The 15,663-nt window shown below is 66.7% G+C and carries 14 protein-coding genes; 8 read left to right on the top strand and 6 right to left on the bottom strand.

Annotated features, from left to right (window positions below; translation table 11 throughout):
• Positions 1-28 precede the first annotated feature (28 nt).
• Positions 29-910, top strand: coding sequence for a subclass B3 metallo-beta-lactamase (bla, locus tag ACO055_RS05820; protein WP_422062426.1), 882 nt, complete (start codon positions 29-31; stop codon positions 908-910).
• 46 nt (positions 911-956) lie between these two features.
• Here bla and ACO055_RS05815 read toward each other — a convergent pair whose 3' ends face one another.
• A complete protein-coding gene (locus ACO055_RS05815) occupies positions 957-2,240 on the bottom strand; it encodes an SPOR domain-containing protein (protein ID WP_422061644.1) in 1,284 nt (427 codons plus the stop codon).
• A gap of 268 nt (positions 2,241-2,508) precedes the next feature.
• Between ACO055_RS05815 and ACO055_RS05810 the strand changes: the two genes are divergently transcribed.
• The 3 genes from ACO055_RS05810 to ACO055_RS05800 are packed head-to-tail and all read left to right on the top strand — an operon-like array spanning position 2,509 to position 5,365.
• Complete coding sequence (locus ACO055_RS05810) at positions 2,509-3,231, top strand: AAA family ATPase (protein WP_422061643.1); 723 nt, start codon at positions 2,509-2,511, stop codon at positions 3,229-3,231.
• A gap of 17 nt (positions 3,232-3,248) precedes the next feature.
• Entirely contained in the window at positions 3,249-3,917 is a 669-nt protein-coding gene (locus tag ACO055_RS05805) for a hypothetical protein (RefSeq protein ID WP_422061642.1), read from the top strand.
• A gap of 20 nt (positions 3,918-3,937) precedes the next feature.
• Entirely contained in the window at positions 3,938-5,365 is a 1,428-nt protein-coding gene (locus ACO055_RS05800) for an SPOR domain-containing protein (RefSeq protein WP_422061641.1), read from the top strand.
• Between the two features lie 108 nt (positions 5,366-5,473).
• Here the strand turns inward: ACO055_RS05800 and ACO055_RS05795 are convergent, their stop codons facing one another.
• The 5 genes from ACO055_RS05795 to ACO055_RS05775 all read right to left on the bottom strand — a co-directional run bounded on the left by ACO055_RS05795 (position 5,474) and on the right by ACO055_RS05775 (position 9,917).
• A complete protein-coding gene (locus ACO055_RS05795) occupies positions 5,474-6,688 on the bottom strand; it encodes a dihydroorotase (protein ID WP_422061640.1) in 1,215 nt (404 codons plus the stop codon).
• On the bottom strand, positions 6,679-7,674 hold the full coding sequence (locus ACO055_RS05790) for an aspartate carbamoyltransferase catalytic subunit (protein WP_422061639.1): 996 nt from the start codon (positions 7,672-7,674) through the stop codon (positions 6,679-6,681). Before ACO055_RS05790 ends, ACO055_RS05795 begins: the two co-directional genes overlap by 10 nt.
• Before the next feature lie 40 nt (positions 7,675-7,714).
• Positions 7,715-8,029 carry a DUF1294 domain-containing protein gene (locus ACO055_RS05785; RefSeq protein ID WP_422061638.1) on the bottom strand — a complete coding sequence of 105 codons (315 nt, stop codon included), beginning with the start codon at positions 8,027-8,029 and terminating at the stop codon, positions 7,715-7,717.
• Between the two features lie 13 nt (positions 8,030-8,042).
• Complete coding sequence (ruvX, locus tag ACO055_RS05780; RefSeq protein ID WP_422061637.1) at positions 8,043-8,501, bottom strand: Holliday junction resolvase RuvX; 459 nt, start codon at positions 8,499-8,501, stop codon at positions 8,043-8,045.
• Between the two features lie 129 nt (positions 8,502-8,630).
• Complete coding sequence (locus tag ACO055_RS05775; protein ID WP_422061636.1) at positions 8,631-9,917, bottom strand: DUF3089 domain-containing protein; 1,287 nt, start codon at positions 9,915-9,917, stop codon at positions 8,631-8,633.
• Between the two features lie 206 nt (positions 9,918-10,123).
• Between ACO055_RS05775 and ACO055_RS05770 the strand changes: the two genes are divergently transcribed.
• From ACO055_RS05770 to gatB, 4 genes are all read left to right on the top strand, one after another.
• The gene (locus tag ACO055_RS05770; protein ID WP_422061635.1) at positions 10,124-11,908 is read left to right on the top strand and encodes a DUF4153 domain-containing protein; all 1,785 of its coding nucleotides are present in this window, start codon (positions 10,124-10,126) and stop codon (positions 11,906-11,908) included.
• Between the two features lie 132 nt (positions 11,909-12,040).
• The gene (gatC, locus tag ACO055_RS05765) at positions 12,041-12,343 is read left to right on the top strand and encodes an Asp-tRNA(Asn)/Glu-tRNA(Gln) amidotransferase subunit GatC (RefSeq protein ID WP_422061634.1); all 303 of its coding nucleotides are present in this window, start codon (positions 12,041-12,043) and stop codon (positions 12,341-12,343) included.
• A gap of 102 nt (positions 12,344-12,445) precedes the next feature.
• The gene (gatA, locus tag ACO055_RS05760) at positions 12,446-13,927 is read left to right on the top strand and encodes an Asp-tRNA(Asn)/Glu-tRNA(Gln) amidotransferase subunit GatA (RefSeq protein WP_422061633.1); all 1,482 of its coding nucleotides are present in this window, start codon (positions 12,446-12,448) and stop codon (positions 13,925-13,927) included.
• Between the two features lie 108 nt (positions 13,928-14,035).
• Positions 14,036-15,502, top strand: a complete 1,467-nt coding sequence (gene gatB / locus ACO055_RS05755) for an Asp-tRNA(Asn)/Glu-tRNA(Gln) amidotransferase subunit GatB (protein WP_422061632.1) — start codon at positions 14,036-14,038, stop codon at positions 15,500-15,502.
• Positions 15,503-15,663 lie beyond the last annotated feature (161 nt).

The following is a 15,663-nucleotide window of genomic DNA, read 5'->3' as shown; positions in this document are numbered from 1 at the left end:
CCCCTGGACGAAGGGAGAAAAGATCATGATGAAAGCCTTGATACTCGCGCTGTGGGTCATCGTAACGGCGAGCGCGGCGGAGCCGGTTGCGGGCGACCCGCTGACGCGGCCCATCGCCGCCGAACGGGCGAAGCAATGGCTTGCACCGGTGCCGCCCGAGAAGATTTTCGGGACGACCTATCTGGTCGGTTTCGGCGGGATGAGCGTCGCGCTGATCGACACGGGCGACGGGCTGGTGCTGGTCGATGGCGCCTTGCCGCAGGCGGCCCCCGCGATCCTCGCCAATGTCCGCGCCCTCGGCTTTGACCCCAAAGACATCAAATATATTCTGAGCACCGAGCCGCATTTCGATCATGCCGGCGGGCTGGCCGCGCTCGCGCGCGATACCGGCGCGACGGTGGTGGCGAGCGCGCGCGGCGCCGAGGGGCTGCGCGCCGGAGCGATGGCGGCGGACGATCCGCAGCTCGCCTATGGGGGCAGTTGGCCCGCGGTGACGCGGCTGCGGGTGATGCAGGGCGGGGAGGTGCTGAAACTGGGTACGGTCGCGATCACCGCGCTGGCGACACCGGGTCACACGATGGGCAGCATGAGCTGGAGCTGGCAGGCGTGCGAGGGCGAAGACGGGGGCAGGGCGTGCAAGGCGATCGTTTTCGCATCGAGCCTCAATCCGGTGTCGGCCCCCGGCTATCGCTATACGTCGGCGGCGGGGGCCCCGTTCGTTGCCGCGTTCGAGGCGAGCTATGCGGCGATGGACGCGCTGCCGTGCGACGTGCTGATGTCGGCGCATCCCGATAATGCGGGTTCCGGCCGGTATAATGACACGCCCGGCGCGTGCCGCGCCTATGCCGACCGATCGCGCGGGTTGCTGGCGACGCGGCTGGCGGGCGAGCGCGCGGGGACGGTGAAGTAGGGGTGCATGATCCTTCCCGTCGCGCGGCGACGGGAAGGGTTCGGGCCTACTTCGCCATCACCATGCACGCCTGACCGCTCTTGCGGACGGTCGCGCAGAAGCTTTCGGCGTCGGCCTTGCTGGCAAAGCCGCCAGCTTGCAGGCGGGTGAGCGCGCCGGCCTTCACCAGAATTGGCTCGCGGCTCGCGACGACGGGATGTTTCCTTTCGAGCGCCGCCCAGAGGTTGCGGGCGTTCGCTTCGACGCCGAACGCGCCGAGCTGAGCGCGCCAGGGCCCGGCGTCCTTTTGGACGGCAACGGCCTTGATCGCCGCCGGCTTTGTGGGCGCGGGCTTCGCGGGGGCGGGCTTTGCGTCGACCGTGGCGACCCGAATTGGCTTGGCGGCGACCGGCGCGGGCTTGGCCGCGGGCGGGAGCTTGCCGGATTCGGGGGGCGCGGCGTAGCTGGTGCCCGGCGCCGCGGCCATTTGGGGAACAGCGGCGGCGGCCGTGGCAGCATCGGCTGCGGCGGCCGCTTCGCTGGCCGCCGATGCAGCGGCAACGGCGACCGGGGTCGAGGGCTTTGCAAGGACCGGCGCAGGGGTCGAGGCGGGCGCAGGCGCAGGTGCCGGGGCTGGCGTCGGGGGCGTGATCACCGGCGGCGGCGCATAGCGGGTGCCGGGGGTCGAAGCCGGCAGGCTGGCGGTCTTGATCGGCGAGGGGAGGGGCCGAACCGGGACCGGAGCGACGGCGTTGACGGCGGCCAGGCGCGCGCGCGCCTCGTCCTTTTCCATCTGCGGCAGCATCGCGAGGCCCTTTTGGCGCTGTTCGAGCGGAATCAGCCGGTCGAGCTGCGCGAGCCGCGCCGACGCGATTTCGAGCCCGGCGTCGCTGGCGCGCTTGGTCAGCGCATAAGCGCGCGGCCAGTCCTGGCCGGCGAAGTCGCCGTTGAACATCGCGGTGCCGAGAACATATTGGGCGCGCGGTTCGCCGCGGTTCGCCGACGCGTTGATATAGGGCATGGCTTCGTCGCGCTTGTTCGCCGTGAAGAGGATGAGGCCGAGATTGTCCTCGGCCTGAAGATGGCCCTGCTTCGCGGCGCGGCGGTACCAGCTTTCGGCCTGGGCAAGGTCGGCAGCGACGCCGCGGCCAAGCTTGTACGCCTGGCCGAGATTGAATTGCGCGTCGGGATCGCCGGCGACGGCGAGCGGGCGCCATTCGGCCACGGCTTTCTGGAAATCGCCGGCCTGCCATGCATCGACCCCGTCCTTGACGTCGGCCAGCGCGGGTGCCGTCAGGGCGAGCGCCGACAGCGGCAGGGCCAAAAGGGCGATGGTGCGGAATGAACGCATCTGATTCTCCAATGACGTGCGCCGCAGTCGAGCCCACACCCGCGCAGCCGCAGCCGTCAGCGATGACCTACGTCATAAATGGCTAACAGCGCGTTAGCATCGCTCAGCATCGGCCCATTCCGTGCCGAACCGGGACACAAGGACGTTAAGTCCGCATTTACCATGAATGCGAGGATGTCGTTCACCCTCTTTTTATCATCGTTAACTCAATTTTAGCGTCCTGCGTGCCATTCCTCTGGCCGATTTTGGTTTTCCTAGGGGGACAGCAGTGCGCGTTTTGGCATTGGCTTCACAAAAGGGCGGGTCGGGTAAAACCACCTTGTCGGGTCATCTCGCGGTGCAAGCGCAGCTTGCCGGCGCTGGTCCGGTCGTCCTTATCGATATCGACCCGCAGGGCTCGCTCGCCGACTGGTGGAACGAGCGCGAAACCGACCTTCCGGCCTTTGCGCAGACGACCGTCGCGCGGCTGGCCTCCGACCTCGAAATCCTGCGCCAGCAAGGCTTCAAGCTGGCCGTCATCGATACGCCGCCGGCGATTACCATGGCGATCCAGAGCGTGATCAGCGTTGCCGAGCTGATCGTCGTCCCGACGCGTCCCAGCCCGCACGATCTGCGTGCGGTCGGCGCCACCGTCGATCTGTGCGAACGCGCCGGCAAGCCGCTGGTGTTCGTCGTCAACGGCGCGACGCCAAAAGCCAAGATTACCAGCGAGGCCGCGGTCGCGCTGTCGCAGCACGGCACCGTGGCGCCGATCACGCTGCACCACCGCACCGACTATGCCGCATCGATGATCGACGGCCGCACGGTGATGGAAGTCGATCCGAACGGCCGCTCGGCCGAAGAGATCCGCCAGCTGTGGGGCTATATCAGCGACCGGCTCGAAAAGAATTTCCGCCGCACCGTCTTCTCGGCTCCGATGCCCGCGCAGCCGGGTTATGGCACCGTCCGCCCGATGGGTGGTGGCTTCGGCCGCCGCGTCGCTGGCCAGTGACGGGGAGCGCAGGAACCATGGGCGAACCCAAACCACTCGCTTCGCTGAGCGCCGGACTGCTGGCCCGCAAGGGCGGAGCGCGTCCCGCGATGCGCCGCGCTCCGCTCGGCAGCGGCCCTGCCGCACCGATGAACGGTCAGGGGTATGACGACCTCGGCTGGAACGACATGGGCTATGACGTCGATCCAGACCAGAACGCCGCCGAATCGGCGCGGATGGTCGATCTGAAGCCGTTGCTCGCCGGATCGGTGCTGGTGCACAATGTCGAGGCCGAAAATGCCGTCGACGAAGGTCCGGGTCATGAATTGTACCCCGAACTCGCCGATGCCTTGGCGGACGACTTTGCCCGCGAACCGGTCGAAGTCCCCGAAATCGTCCGCCAGCAGGAATCGCTGGTCGACCGCGTCGCTGCCGTCGCGCGCAAGGTCGAAGCGCGACCGGCGCCGAAGGTGAAGAAGGAAAAGGCACCGCGCGGCCTGCGTGCCCGCGAAAAGGCGGCGTTCACGCTGCGCCTCGACGCCGAACGCCATCTGCGCCTGCGGCTTGCAAGCGCAGTGACGAACCGGTCGTCGCAGGTGATCCTGACCGACTTGCTTGACGAATATCTGGCTTCGCTACCCGAAATCGACGCGATGGCGAGCCGCCTGCCGGCGGCGCGTCCCGCGCGCCAAACGATGCAACCGTAAGAAACGTTGGGGGACCAAAGATGAACCGCAAAGTCCTGATAAACCTGGCCGTTTCGGGCTTCGTCCTGAGCGTGGTCACGGGTTGCAGCGGCATGGGCAAGATGGCCAATGCCGCGCCGTCGAACGAACCGGTCCCGGCATCGGCGTCGAAAGCCGCCGACAAGGCGCGCGAAGCGCTCGAAGCGGGCAAGGTCAGCAAGGCGGTCAGCCTTGCCGAAGCCGCGGTCGCCGCCAGCCCGCGCGACGCGGGTTTCCGCGCGCTGCTCGGCCAGACCTATTTGTCCGACGGACGGTTCGCTTCGGCGAGCACGGCGCTGAACGACGCGGTGGAGCTTGGCGCGAAAGACAGCAACACGGTCATCGCGCTGACCCTCGCCTATATCGCGCAGGGCAAGAATGCCGAGGCAAGCGACCTTTTGAAGCGCAATTTCGAGGTCGTTCCGGCGTCGGACATGGGCCTGGCGCTCGCTTTGTCGGGCGACACCAATTCGGCGATCTATGTGCTGACCGAAGCGGCGCGCGCCCCCGATGCCGACGCCCGCACGCGCCAGAATCTGGCGCTCGCTTTCGCGCTCGACGGCCGCTGGGCGCAGGCGCGCCTCGTCGCCTCGCAGGATCTGTCGATCGCCAAGATCGAAGCGCGCATGGCCGAATGGTCCAAGCTTGCCGAACAGCAAAGCCCGCAGCTTCGCGTGGCGAGCCTGCTCGGCACGACGCCGCGCGATGACGCCGGCATGCCGGTGCGCCTCGCGCTGAGCAATTTCTCGGGCACCGAGATGGCCGCTGCCGATGCGCCGGTCGAGCTGGCGAGTGCCGATCCGGCGCCGATCGCAGCCTATGCCCCGCCGCCGCCCGCCGAAGAAAAGCCCGCGGTGGTGACGGCTTCGGCCGATCCGAGCCCGATCCGCACGGTCGAACTGCCGATGCCGCAGCGCGATGAAAATGGCGTGGTTCCGGTGACCGAATTGCCGCAGCCGAAGCCGGCCGAAATCCTGATGGCCGACGCCAAGCCCTATCGCGCCGCACCGCGCGTCGCGGGCCAGCGCGCCGAAACGATCCGCCCGGCGCAAAAGCAGGCGCTGGAGCCTGCGACGAAAATCCTGCCCAAGGCGATGGCCTTTGATTCGAAGAAGCCGTCGGGTTGGGCGGTGCAGCTCGGCGCGTATGACAGCCTGGGCATCGCCAAGGAAAAATGGGGCGTTCTCAAGAAGAAGAGCGGCCTGCTCGCCAGCTATCCGGCGTCGAGCCACGCCGCGACGGTCAATGGCCGCAACTTCTATCGCCTGACCGTCAACGGCCTGGCGACGCGCGCCGATGCATCGAAGCTGTGCGGCGAGCTGAAGACGCATGGCCAGACCTGCTTCGTCCGTCAGATGGGCGGCAGCGAGACGATCCAGTGGGCATCGGCATCGAAGCCGGGCAAGCCCGTGCGGATGGCCTCGCGCTAAACGACATTGGGGCGCCTCCCGCCAGAGGGAGGCCAAGGGGAGGGGCGCGGCCAGACGGCTGCGCCCTTTTTCGTGCGCGGGTGCGCGGTGCGCGACAGGATGGACAGGTCAGCGGATCCGCTGGCCGCCCTTCCACAGCGCCGTCGCGCGGCCTTGTACCGGCATGCCATCGAAGGGGGTGTTGCCGGCGTAAGCGGCCATTTTCTTGGCATCGACCTGCCACGGCGTGCCTTCGTCGATCAGGATGAGATCAGCCTCGTGACCCGCCTCGAGGCGGCCGGCCTGGAGGCCGAGCAGCCGGGCCGGGTTCGCGGCGAGGAGGTCGAACAGGCGCGACGGCGTGACATGGCCGTCGCGGACGAGCTGGAGGCCCATGGCGAGCAATGTTTCGGCGCCCGCCATGCCGGGCTGCGCTTCGGCGAAGGGGAGGCGCTTGTCCTCCGGGCCGCGCGGATCGTGGCCCGAGGACAGGGTGTCGATCGTACCGTCGTGGATCGCCGCGAGGCAGGCGCGGCGGTCGTCCTCGCTGCGCAGCGGGGGGGAGAGGCGCGCGAAGGTGCGGAAATCGCCGATCGCGGTGTCGGAGAGGAACAGATGCGCAGGCGTGATGCCGCAGGTGACAGGGAGGCCCTTTGCCTTGGCCTCGCGAACGAGCGAAAGGCCGCGCGCAGTGGTGACCTGGCGGAAGTGGATCGGCGCGCCGGTTTCCTCGACGAGGCACAGGTCGCGTGCGATCGCCATCGCTTCGGCGATCGCGGGGGCCGAGGCGAGGCCGAGGCGTGTCGCCATTTCGCCGTCGGTCGCGACGGCGCCCGCCGTGAGGCCTTCATCCTCGGCATGCGCGATGACGGTGAGGCCGAGCGCGGCGGCGTAGGCGAGGACGCGGCGCATCACGCCCGCGTCGGCGATACGGCCACGGCCGGTCGCGACAGCGCGCGCGCCCGCCTGCTTCATCAGGCCGATCTCGGCGAGTTCCTTGCCCGCGAGGCCCTTGGTTGCGGCGGCGATGGGGTGGACCCACAGGTCGGGCTTGCCGCCCTTGGCCGCGCGTTCGACGAGACCGGCGCCGTCGAGCGGGCCGCTGTCGGGCATCAGCGCGGCGCGCGTGATGCCGCCGAAGTGGAACGCGGGCTTGTCGGTCGCAAAGACGCCGAGGTCGATGATGCCGGGCGCGAGCCACTGGCCCTTTGCGTCGATGATTTCGGCGCCGTCCGGCGTCTCGGCTGGGTTGATCGCGGCGATGCGGCCCTGAACGACAAGCAGGCTCGCGCTGTCGCCGCCGAGCAGGCGGGCGTTCGCGATCAGGAGCGGCTTCAGTTCCATCCCGCAACTCCCCGTTTGCGGCGCGTCAGGATGTCGAGGCACGCCATGCGCACCGCGACCCCCATTTCGACCTGCTCGGTGATCGTCGAGCGGGTGGGGTGGTCGGCGATGCTGCTGTCGATTTCGACGCCGCGGTTCATCGGGCCGGGGTGCATGACGATCGCGTCGGGCTTCGCTTTTTCGAGGCGCTTCGGCGTCAGGCCATAGAGCGCGTGATATTCGCGCGCGCTGGGCAGATAGGCGCCGTCCATGCGCTCGTTCTGAAGGCGGAGCATCATCACGACGTCGGCATCCTTGAGCCCCTCGTCCATGTCGGTGAAGGTTGTGACGTGCATGCGGTCGATGGCGGGCGGGGTCAGCGTCGGCGGCGCGACGACGCGGACTTCGTTGCCGAGCAGTGTGAGCGCGAGAATATTCGACCGCGCGACGCGGCTGTGGAGGACGTCGCCGCAGATCGCGATGGTCAGCCCCTCGACCTTGCCGAGGCGGCGGCGGATGGTGAGCGCGTCGAGCAACGCCTGCGTCGGATGCTCGTGGCGCCCGTCGCCCGCGTTGAGGACGGGACAGTCGACCTTGTCGGCGATGAGCTGGACCGCGCCCGAGCTTTGATGGCGGATCACCATCGCGTCGGCGCGCATCGCGTTCAATGTCATCGCAGTGTCGATCAGCGTCTCGCCCTTCTTCACGCTCGACTGCGCGGCGTGCATGTTGACGACATCGGCGCCGAGGCGTTTCCCGGCGATCTCGAACGACAGCAGGGTGCGCGTCGAATTTTCGAAAAAGGCATTGATGATCGTGAGGCCGGCGAGCCGATCGTCATGCTTCGCGGCGCCGCTGCGGTTCATCTCGACCCATTCCTCGGCGGCGTCGAGGACGTAGCTGATCTCCCACGGGGTCAGCTGGGCGATACCGATCAGGTGGCGATGGCGAAAAGCATCGCCGCCGGGCGGATAGTCGCTGGCGGGTCGGGTGGTTGAGGTTGTCATTAAAGCCGAGCGTCTATGCCGGGTTTGCGAAAATCGCAAGTCATGATCCTCCCCATCGCTGCGCGACAGGCAGGATCAGTTGATCCAGAAATCCGAACGCCCAAAGGACGAGCAGGATGATGTCGAGCCAGAGCCAGATCAGCATCCAGGTCGCGAAGGGTTGCTTGCGCGTCTTGTGGCGGACGAGGCGCGCGGCGAGGACGGTGCCGAAGGCGCCGCCGAGGAAGGCCCACAAGAGCAAGGTGCTTTCGGGAATGCGCCATTCGTCCGCCTCTGCCTTGCCCTTGTCGAGAACCATCAGCACGAACGCGATCAGGTTGGCCGCGATCAGCCAGTAGATGACGTAGCTGGTCAACGGCGGGGGGCTTTCATCGGGTCAGCGCGTCGATCGCGCCCTGGAGGATGAAGGCGGCGGCGGCACTGTCGACGCGTTCGGCGCGTTTGGCGCGGCTGACGTCGGCGGCGATCAGCGCGCGCTCGACCGCGGCGGTCGACCAACGCTCGTCCCAGAGGAGGAGAGGAAGGCCGAGCGGCAGGAGGTTGCGCGCGAAGGCGCGGGTGCTTTGGGTGCGCGGGCTGTCGGTGCCGTCCATGTTGAGCGGCAGCCCGACGACGAGGCCGACGATGCCGTGCTGGGCGACGAGCATTTTGAGCGTTTCGAGATCGGCGCTGAACTTCTTGCGGATGATCGTCTTGTCGGGGGTCGCGAAGCTCCAGTTCACATCGCAGAACGCAACGCCGATGGTCTTGGTGCCGACATCGAGCCCCATCAGGCGGCCGCCGTCCGGAAGTGTGGCGGCGAAGTCGGGAACGGCGGTGGTGATCATGCGCCGCCTTTATCGCCTAAATTCGTCATGATGAACCTGATTCGGCATCGGGGCGCCGATGCGCGATGTCAGGCTATGGATCCCGGATCAAGTCCGGGATGACGAAGGGGGGGCAGGCGCAGTCGCGGATCAAGTCCGGGATGACGAAGGGAGGGGAGCAGGCGCGGTCGATGCCGGCAGCGGCGGCGCCAGCGGCGGAACAGGCGAGGGCTTGCGCTCAAAGGTGGCGAGCCGGCGCAGCGCGTCGGCGCGGACGTTGGCCCAAAACAGGGTGATGTCGAAAACGTGGTAATTATTGCCCGGCAGCACATAGCTCGGCGCATAATCCTTCGCGATCTCGGCATCGCCGATCATCAGCAGCCCGCGCGCATCGTCACACTTTGCGCCGATCTTTCCGGTGATCAATACACCAGCCTTGAAGCCTTCCGACGGCTTCAGCGTGCCGAGGTTCGCCTTGGGCGCCGCGGCGGTGTCGGGGATGCCCGTGAGCGGATTGGTGCAAAGCATCCGCGTGCCGGCACGCGGACGACCGTCGAAGCCGATCGTGCCGTCATAGGCATCGAGGATCATGATCGGATCGGCGGGCTCGGCGAAGCTCGCCCAGCCGAGGATGCAGCCCTTTTGTTCGGGGGTCTGGCATGCGGGAAGCCCCAGCGCCGCGAGGTCGGTGTCGAGGCTGATCGGCCAGCCGATGACATAGGCGGCAACGATACGTTTGGCGAGCGGGGTGCCCGCGATGCGGTTCTTGAGCAGCGTCGTGAGGTGGAGCGCGCCCTGGCTGTGTCCCGCGAGGATGATCGGCTTGTTCTTCGGGATCGCGGCGATGAAGGCGTCGAACGCCTTTTCGACGTCGCGATAGGCGGCATCGATCGCCTTGCCCGCGGTGACGCGGTCGGTCGCGAGGAACGCGCCGAGCGTCGCCTGGCGATAGCGCGGCGCCCAGACCTCTCCCGCGTCGCCGAACGCGCTGGCCATGCCCTGCATGAACAAGGTGGCGCGGTAATTGGCATCGCGGTCGTCGAGCGGCGCGTTCCAGCTCGCCTTGCTGTAATAGCTGGTCGGGTGGACGAAGAAGATCGCGGCGTCGCCCTTCGGCGTCGCATCTTCGGGCGCTTCGGCTGCCGTCGCTGCCCTGGCGCGGGGGATCAGCTTGTCGCCGCCCTCCGATGACGTGCCGTCGGTGCCATCCTCGGCGGGCGGGCGCCAGTTCGACGGATCGCTCTCGACGCCCGGGCGCGAAAACCACATTTGGGGGTCGTCATAGGTGTTCGGCGCCGCCACCGTCTGCTCGACGAATTCGCTCGACGGCACGAACGCGACGCGGCCGAACCAGCCCGGATTGAGCTGATAGGCGATGCCGAAGCCGAGGATGAGGATGATGATCGCGGCAATCAGGTACAGAAATTTGCGGGCCAAATGGGGGCTCCATGGGGAGAGAATTTCAGGCTCTCTAGCCGGTCACGCCGAGCCCTTCAAATATCTCGTCACCCTGAACTTGTTTCAGGGACCTTGTTTCCGCGTCCATGGCCGGTCGCCTCCTCCGCTGCTGCGTCGGACGCGCGATCAGTCCATGGATGCCGAAACAAGTTCAGCATGACGGCATTCGGAAGTAGATGTGGGGCATGACCGACGCACCCGCAAGCGCTTCCGCCCCCGATTCGGCTCGGCCCGTCTCCGCCCGCCTCGACGACAGCGATCTGCCCTGGCCGCAGCGGCCGTGGATCATGGCCGCGATCTGCGCGTTCGCGGGGCTGGCGTTTCATGCCGTGATCGACTGGCGATACGCACCGAACCACGACCCCGGTCACAATGCGCTGGCTGCGTTCATCACGGTATCGACGCTGGTTTTCGTCCTGGGCGTCGAGCTTCGCCGTTGGCACTGGGCGCTGGGCTTTGCGCTGTTGTGGGGCGCAGTCATCGCGCTGATCATCTGGACGTCGGCAGGCTATAACGTCGACGCATCGCCGTTCGAATGGCCGTTCTGGTCGGGGCTGCTCGCGGTGCTGATCGCGACGCCGCTGTTCCAGACACGGCGCGACGTCGCGCCCGACTGGCGCTTCTGGAAACTGTGGGAGATGCCGTATGAGCGCCTGCACAGCCATGCCTGGACCGACGCGGTCATCGGTGCAGCGGGCCTTGCCTTTACCGGGCTGACCTTTTTGCTCGTGCTGCTGATCGGATCGATGTTCAAGCTGATCGGGATCGACCTGGTCATGCAGATGTTCGAGACCGGCTGGTTCCCGTGGATGCTGGCAGGCGCGGCGTTCGGCGGCGCGGTGGGGTTGCTGCGCGAGCGCGACAAGCTGGTGTCGACCTTGCAGCGGCTGGTGATGATCGTGCTCGCGGTGCTGGCGCCCGTGCTGGCGGGCGCGGTGGTCCTGTTCCTGCTTTCGCTCGTCGGGACGGGGCTTGGCAAGTTGTGGGCGTCGGGCTTTTCGACTGCGGCGCTGATGATGGCGGCGGCCGCTTTTGCGGTGCTGCTTGCCAATGCCGTGATCGGCAACGGGCGCGACGACCGGTCGGGCAACCGTTTTCTGCACGGCGCGGCGGCGGTGCTCGTCGTCGCGGTGCTGCCACTTGCGATCATCGCCTTCTATTCGATGCATTTGCGCGTGATCCAGTATGGCTGGACCCCCGAGCGTATCTGGGGCGCTGTCGCGGCAATCATTGCGCTTGCTTATGGTGCGGCCGGACTGTGGGCGGTCGTGAACGGCAAAGGCCGTTTCGATGATGTGCTGCGCCCGTTGCAGCAGAAGCTGGCGATCGCGATGACGCTGCTCGCGCTGTTGCTGGCGTTGCCGATCGTCGATTTCGGAGCGATCTCGGCGCGCGACCAACTGGCGCGATTGAAGGCGGGGACGGTGAAGGCGGAAAAGTTCGACTGGGCGGCGATGGCGTTCGATTTCGGACCCGCCGGGCGCAAGGCGCTGGCGGGAATCGCAAAGTCGCCCGACAAGGCGCGGGCCGAGCTGGCAGGCTTTGCCTTGAAGGCCAAGGATCGCTGGGAGCTGCTGGGATCGGGCGACACGATCGATGCGAGCGACGTCGCCTATGGCGCCAAGCCGATCGAGGACAAGGTGCGCGTTTTCCCCGCGGGACGGAGCCTGCCGCCCGAAGCCTATGCCGTGCTCAACACGCGGGGCGAGTGCAAGACGGCGCCGTGCATCGTCTATTCGCTTGGCGACGCGCGCTTTGCGCTGGTCACGCGCGGCGGCAATGTCGGGCTGTTCGCGCGCGAGGCGAAGACCGGGCAATGGGCGGAAGATTATACGGCGTTTCAGAGCGGCGACACGACGCGCGGGCTGACGATCGACGAGCTGGAGACGGTGGCCGACGTCGAGGTGCGGCCGGTGCAGCGGCAACAGCTGTTCGTGAACGGCAAGCCGATGGGTCAGGATTTCGAGTAGCCCTGGCCGGAAGAGCGTGACAGCCGCAGGGGCGATCGCGACGGCCCATTGTATCAAGGTTTTTGGCCCGCCACCTTGAAGCCCGCGCGCGCGGATGCTAGCGGCGCACCTTCTCCCGATAAGGCGATCATGATGGCAATCGATCAGGCAACAGTGAAGAAAATCGCGTCGTTGGCGCGCATCGCGATCAGCGATGCCGAAGCCACGGCGATGGAAGGCGAACTGAACGGCATCCTGGGTTGGGTCGAACAGCTCGGCGAGGTCGATGTGACCGGGGTCGAGCCGATGACCGCGGTTATCCCGAACCAGCTGCGGCTGCGCGACGATGTCGTCGACGCCGATCCCCTGACCGGCGGCGGGCGCCGCGACGACGTGCTGGCGAACGCGCCGGCGGCGATGCATGGCTTTTTCGGTGTTCCGAAAGTGATCGAATGATGGCGGAAAACCATCATCCGATCATCCCCGCGAAGGCGGGGATCAACCACGAGACGTCTGGAGATGCGCCCCTGCCTTTGCAGGGGCACGGGGTTTTGAATAATGACTGATCTTACCAATCTGACGGTCGCGCAGATCCGCGACGGACACCGCGCGGGCGATTTCAGCGCGGTCGAAGTGGCGGAGGCGTTCAGCGCCAATGTCGCGGGCGCCAAAGCGCTCAATGCGTTCATCGTCGAGACGCCCGAGCATGCGCTTGGCGCAGCGAAGGCCGCCGATGCCGACCGCGCCGCCGGAACGTTGAAGCCCCTGTCGGGCGTGCCGATCGGGATGAAGGATCTGTTCGCGACCAATGGCGTGCAGACGACGGCTGCAAGCCACATTCTCGAAGGCTTTGTGCCGCGGTATGAATCGACGGTGTCGGCGAAGCTGTGGGATGCGGGCGCCGGGATGCTCGGCAAGCTGAACCTCGACCAGTTCGCGATGGGATCATCGAACGAGACGAGCTATTTCGGCAATGTGATCAGCCCGTGGAAGCGCAAGGATGGCGGCAACGCCGCGCTTGCGCCGGGTGGATCGTCGGGTGGCAGTTCGACCGCGATCGCCGCGCGGCTGTGTCCCGCGGCGACGGGGACCGACACCGGCGGATCGATCCGCCAGCCGGCGGCGTTCACCGGGATTTCGGGAATCAAGCCGACCTATGGCCGCTGCTCGCGCTGGGGCATCGTGGCCTTCGCCAGCTCGCTCGATCAGGCGGGGCCGATGGCGCGCGACGTGCGCGACTGCGCGATCATGCTTCAGAATATGGCGGGGTTCGATCCCAAGGACGCGACGAGCCTGAACCTGCCGGTACCCGATTGGGAAGCCGCTTTGTCGAGCGATCTCAAGGGCAAGAAAGTCGGTATTCCCAAGGAATATAGGCTGGAGGGCATCGATCCTGATATCGACGCGATGTGGGATGCGGGCATCGCGATGCTGAAGGATGCGGGGGCCGAGGTCGTCGAGATCAGCCTGCCGCATACCAAATATGCGCTGCCCGCTTATTATATCATCGCGCCGGCCGAAGCGTCGTCGAACCTCGCGCGCTATGACGGCGTGCGGTATGGTCTGCGCGATTTGCCGACCGGCGCGGGGTTGCAGGACATGTATGCCGCGACACGCGCCGACGGCTTCGGGCCCGAGGTCAAGCGCCGCATCATGATCGGCACCTATGTGCTGTCGGCGGGCTTCTATGACGCCTATTACACGCAGGCACAGAAGGTGCGGACGCTGATCGCGCGCGATTTCGACGCAGCGTTCGGGGTGTGCGACGTGATCCTGGCGCCAACCGCGCCGTCGGCGGCGTTCGGGCTGGGCGAGAAGATGGCCGATCCGCTGGCGATGTACCTCAACGACGTGTTCGCGGTGCCCGCGAGCCTGGCAGGGTTGCCCGCGATGTCGGTCCCCGCGGCGCTGAACCGCGAAGGGCTGCCGCTGGGGCTGCAAATCATCGGCAAGGCTTTCGACGAACAGGGCGTGCTGAACGCCGGGCTGGCGATCGAGGAACGCGCCGGGTTTACGGCGCGCGCCGAGAAGTGGTGGTAATTTAACGAGCTGTTCCCCCGCGCAGGCGGGGGTCCATCTCCGGATAGTTCTGGTTGAGGCGGCGGGAGATGGGTCCCCGCCTTCGCAGGGACACACTGAGGATTTGAAATGACTGATTACCGCATCAAGGGCGAAACCGGCGAGTGGGAGGTCGTGATCGGCCTGGAGGTTCACGCCCAGATCACGACCAACGCCAAGCTGTTTTCGGGCGCCGCGACGGCGTTCGGCGCCGAGCCGAACACGCAGGTGTCGCTGGTCGACGCCGCGATGCCCGGCATGCTGCCGGTGCCGAACCGCGAATGCATCCGCCAGGCGGTACGCACGGGGATGGCGATCGAAGCTCAGATCAACGCCTGGTCGCGGTTCGACCGCAAGAATTATTTCTATGCCGACCTGCCGCAGGGGTACCAGATTTCGCAGCTTTATCATCCGCTTGTCGGCGAAGGTTCGCTGACGATCGAGGCGGACGAAAAGGCCGGATTGCCCGAAGCCAAGGTGATCGGGGTCGAGCGTATCCATGTCGAGCAGGACGCCGGCAAGCTGATGCACGACCAGCATCCGACGATGTCGTACGTCGACCTGAACCGCTCGGGCGTCGCGCTGATGGAGATCGTCTCGCGCCCCGACATGCGCTCGCCCGCAGAAGCGGGGGCGTATGTCCGCAAGCTGCGCTCGATCCTGCGCTATGTCGGATCGTGCGACGGCAATATGGAAGAAGGCTCGATGCGCGCCGACGTCAATGTCAGCGTCCGCAAGCCCGGCGACGAATTCGGGACGCGGACCGAGACGAAGAACGTCAATTCGGTGCGCTTCGTGATGGCGGTGATCGAGGGCGAAGCGAAGCGTCAGGTCGAACTGATCGAAGGCGGCGGCACCGTGGTGCAGGAAACGCGGCTTTACGATCCCGACCGCAACGAAACGCGGTCGATGCGGTCGAAGGAAGATGCGCATGATTACCGCTATTTCCCCGATCCCGACCTGTTGCCGCTCGAACTCGACGATGCGTTTCTGGCCGAGTGCCGTGCGAGCCTGCCCGAACTGCCCGACGCCAAGCGCGCGCGCTATCTGGCGGCGGGGATTTCCCCGTACAACGCCGATGTGCTGACCGCCGAGGTCGAGGCGGCGCGCTGGTTCGACACGCTGCTCGACGCGGGCGCAAAGCCGGTTGCGGCAGCGAATTGGGTGACGAGCGAGCTGTTCGGCGCGCTCAACCGCATGGGCCGCGACATTTCGGATTCGCCGGTATCGCCGGGGCATGCGGCGGAATTGCTCGGCCTGGTCGCCGACGGCACGATTTCGGGGACGATCGCGAAGGCGGTGTTCGAAAAGATGCTCGAAAGCGGCGACGCCGCGGGCGTGATCGTCGAGCGCGACGGGCTGAAACAGACGAGCGACACCGGGGCGATCGAGGCCGAGATCGCCAAGATCCTGGCCGACAATGCCGACAAGGTCGCGCAGTACAAGGGCGGCAAGGACGCGCTGTTTGGCTTCTTCGTCGGGCAGACGATGAAGGCGATGCAGGGCAAGGCGAATCCGCAGGTGGTCAACGAGCTGCTGAAGAAGGCGCTGGGTTAGGCGCCGACTGCCCCGCCGCTCCGGCTGCCGGAGGACTGTTCCCTTTCAAATTTGCTTTGACGCTGGACAGCGCATGGCTAAGTTCGCCCCGCGTTGCGGACCAGGGGCGCATGGTCCTTTGCGCTGGATGGGGACGGCCGGTTGACCTCGGCCGAGGGCCT

The organism is Sphingopyxis sp. (assembly GCF_965227415.1).
In the GTDB taxonomy this organism is placed as follows: Bacteria; Pseudomonadota; Alphaproteobacteria; order Sphingomonadales; family Sphingomonadaceae; genus Sphingopyxis.
This window is presented reverse-complemented; position numbering and strand designations above follow the sequence as displayed.

Coding starts and splice junctions, on each gene's coding strand:
- ACO055_RS05805 (WP_422061642.1), top strand. CDS start 3,249: ATGGGCGAACCCAAACCACTCGCTTCGCTGAGCGCCGGACTGCTGGCC.
- gatC (WP_422061634.1), top strand. CDS start 12,041: ATGGCAATCGATCAGGCAACAGTGAAGAAAATCGCGTCGTTGGCGCGC.
- ACO055_RS05795 (WP_422061640.1), bottom strand. CDS start 6,688: ATGGAACTGAAGCCGCTCCTGATCGCGAACGCCCGCCTGCTCGGCGGC.
- ACO055_RS05770 (WP_422061635.1), top strand. CDS start 10,124: ATGACCGACGCACCCGCAAGCGCTTCCGCCCCCGATTCGGCTCGGCCC.
- bla (WP_422062426.1), top strand. CDS start 29: ATGAAAGCCTTGATACTCGCGCTGTGGGTCATCGTAACGGCGAGCGCG.
- ruvX (WP_422061637.1), bottom strand. CDS start 8,501: ATGATCACCACCGCCGTTCCCGACTTCGCCGCCACACTTCCGGACGGC.
- ACO055_RS05800 (WP_422061641.1), top strand. CDS start 3,938: ATGAACCGCAAAGTCCTGATAAACCTGGCCGTTTCGGGCTTCGTCCTG.
- gatB (WP_422061632.1), top strand. CDS start 14,036: ATGACTGATTACCGCATCAAGGGCGAAACCGGCGAGTGGGAGGTCGTG.
- gatA (WP_422061633.1), top strand. CDS start 12,446: ATGACTGATCTTACCAATCTGACGGTCGCGCAGATCCGCGACGGACAC.
- ACO055_RS05790 (WP_422061639.1), bottom strand. CDS start 7,674: ATGACAACCTCAACCACCCGACCCGCCAGCGACTATCCGCCCGGCGGC.
- ACO055_RS05815 (WP_422061644.1), bottom strand. CDS start 2,240: ATGCGTTCATTCCGCACCATCGCCCTTTTGGCCCTGCCGCTGTCGGCG.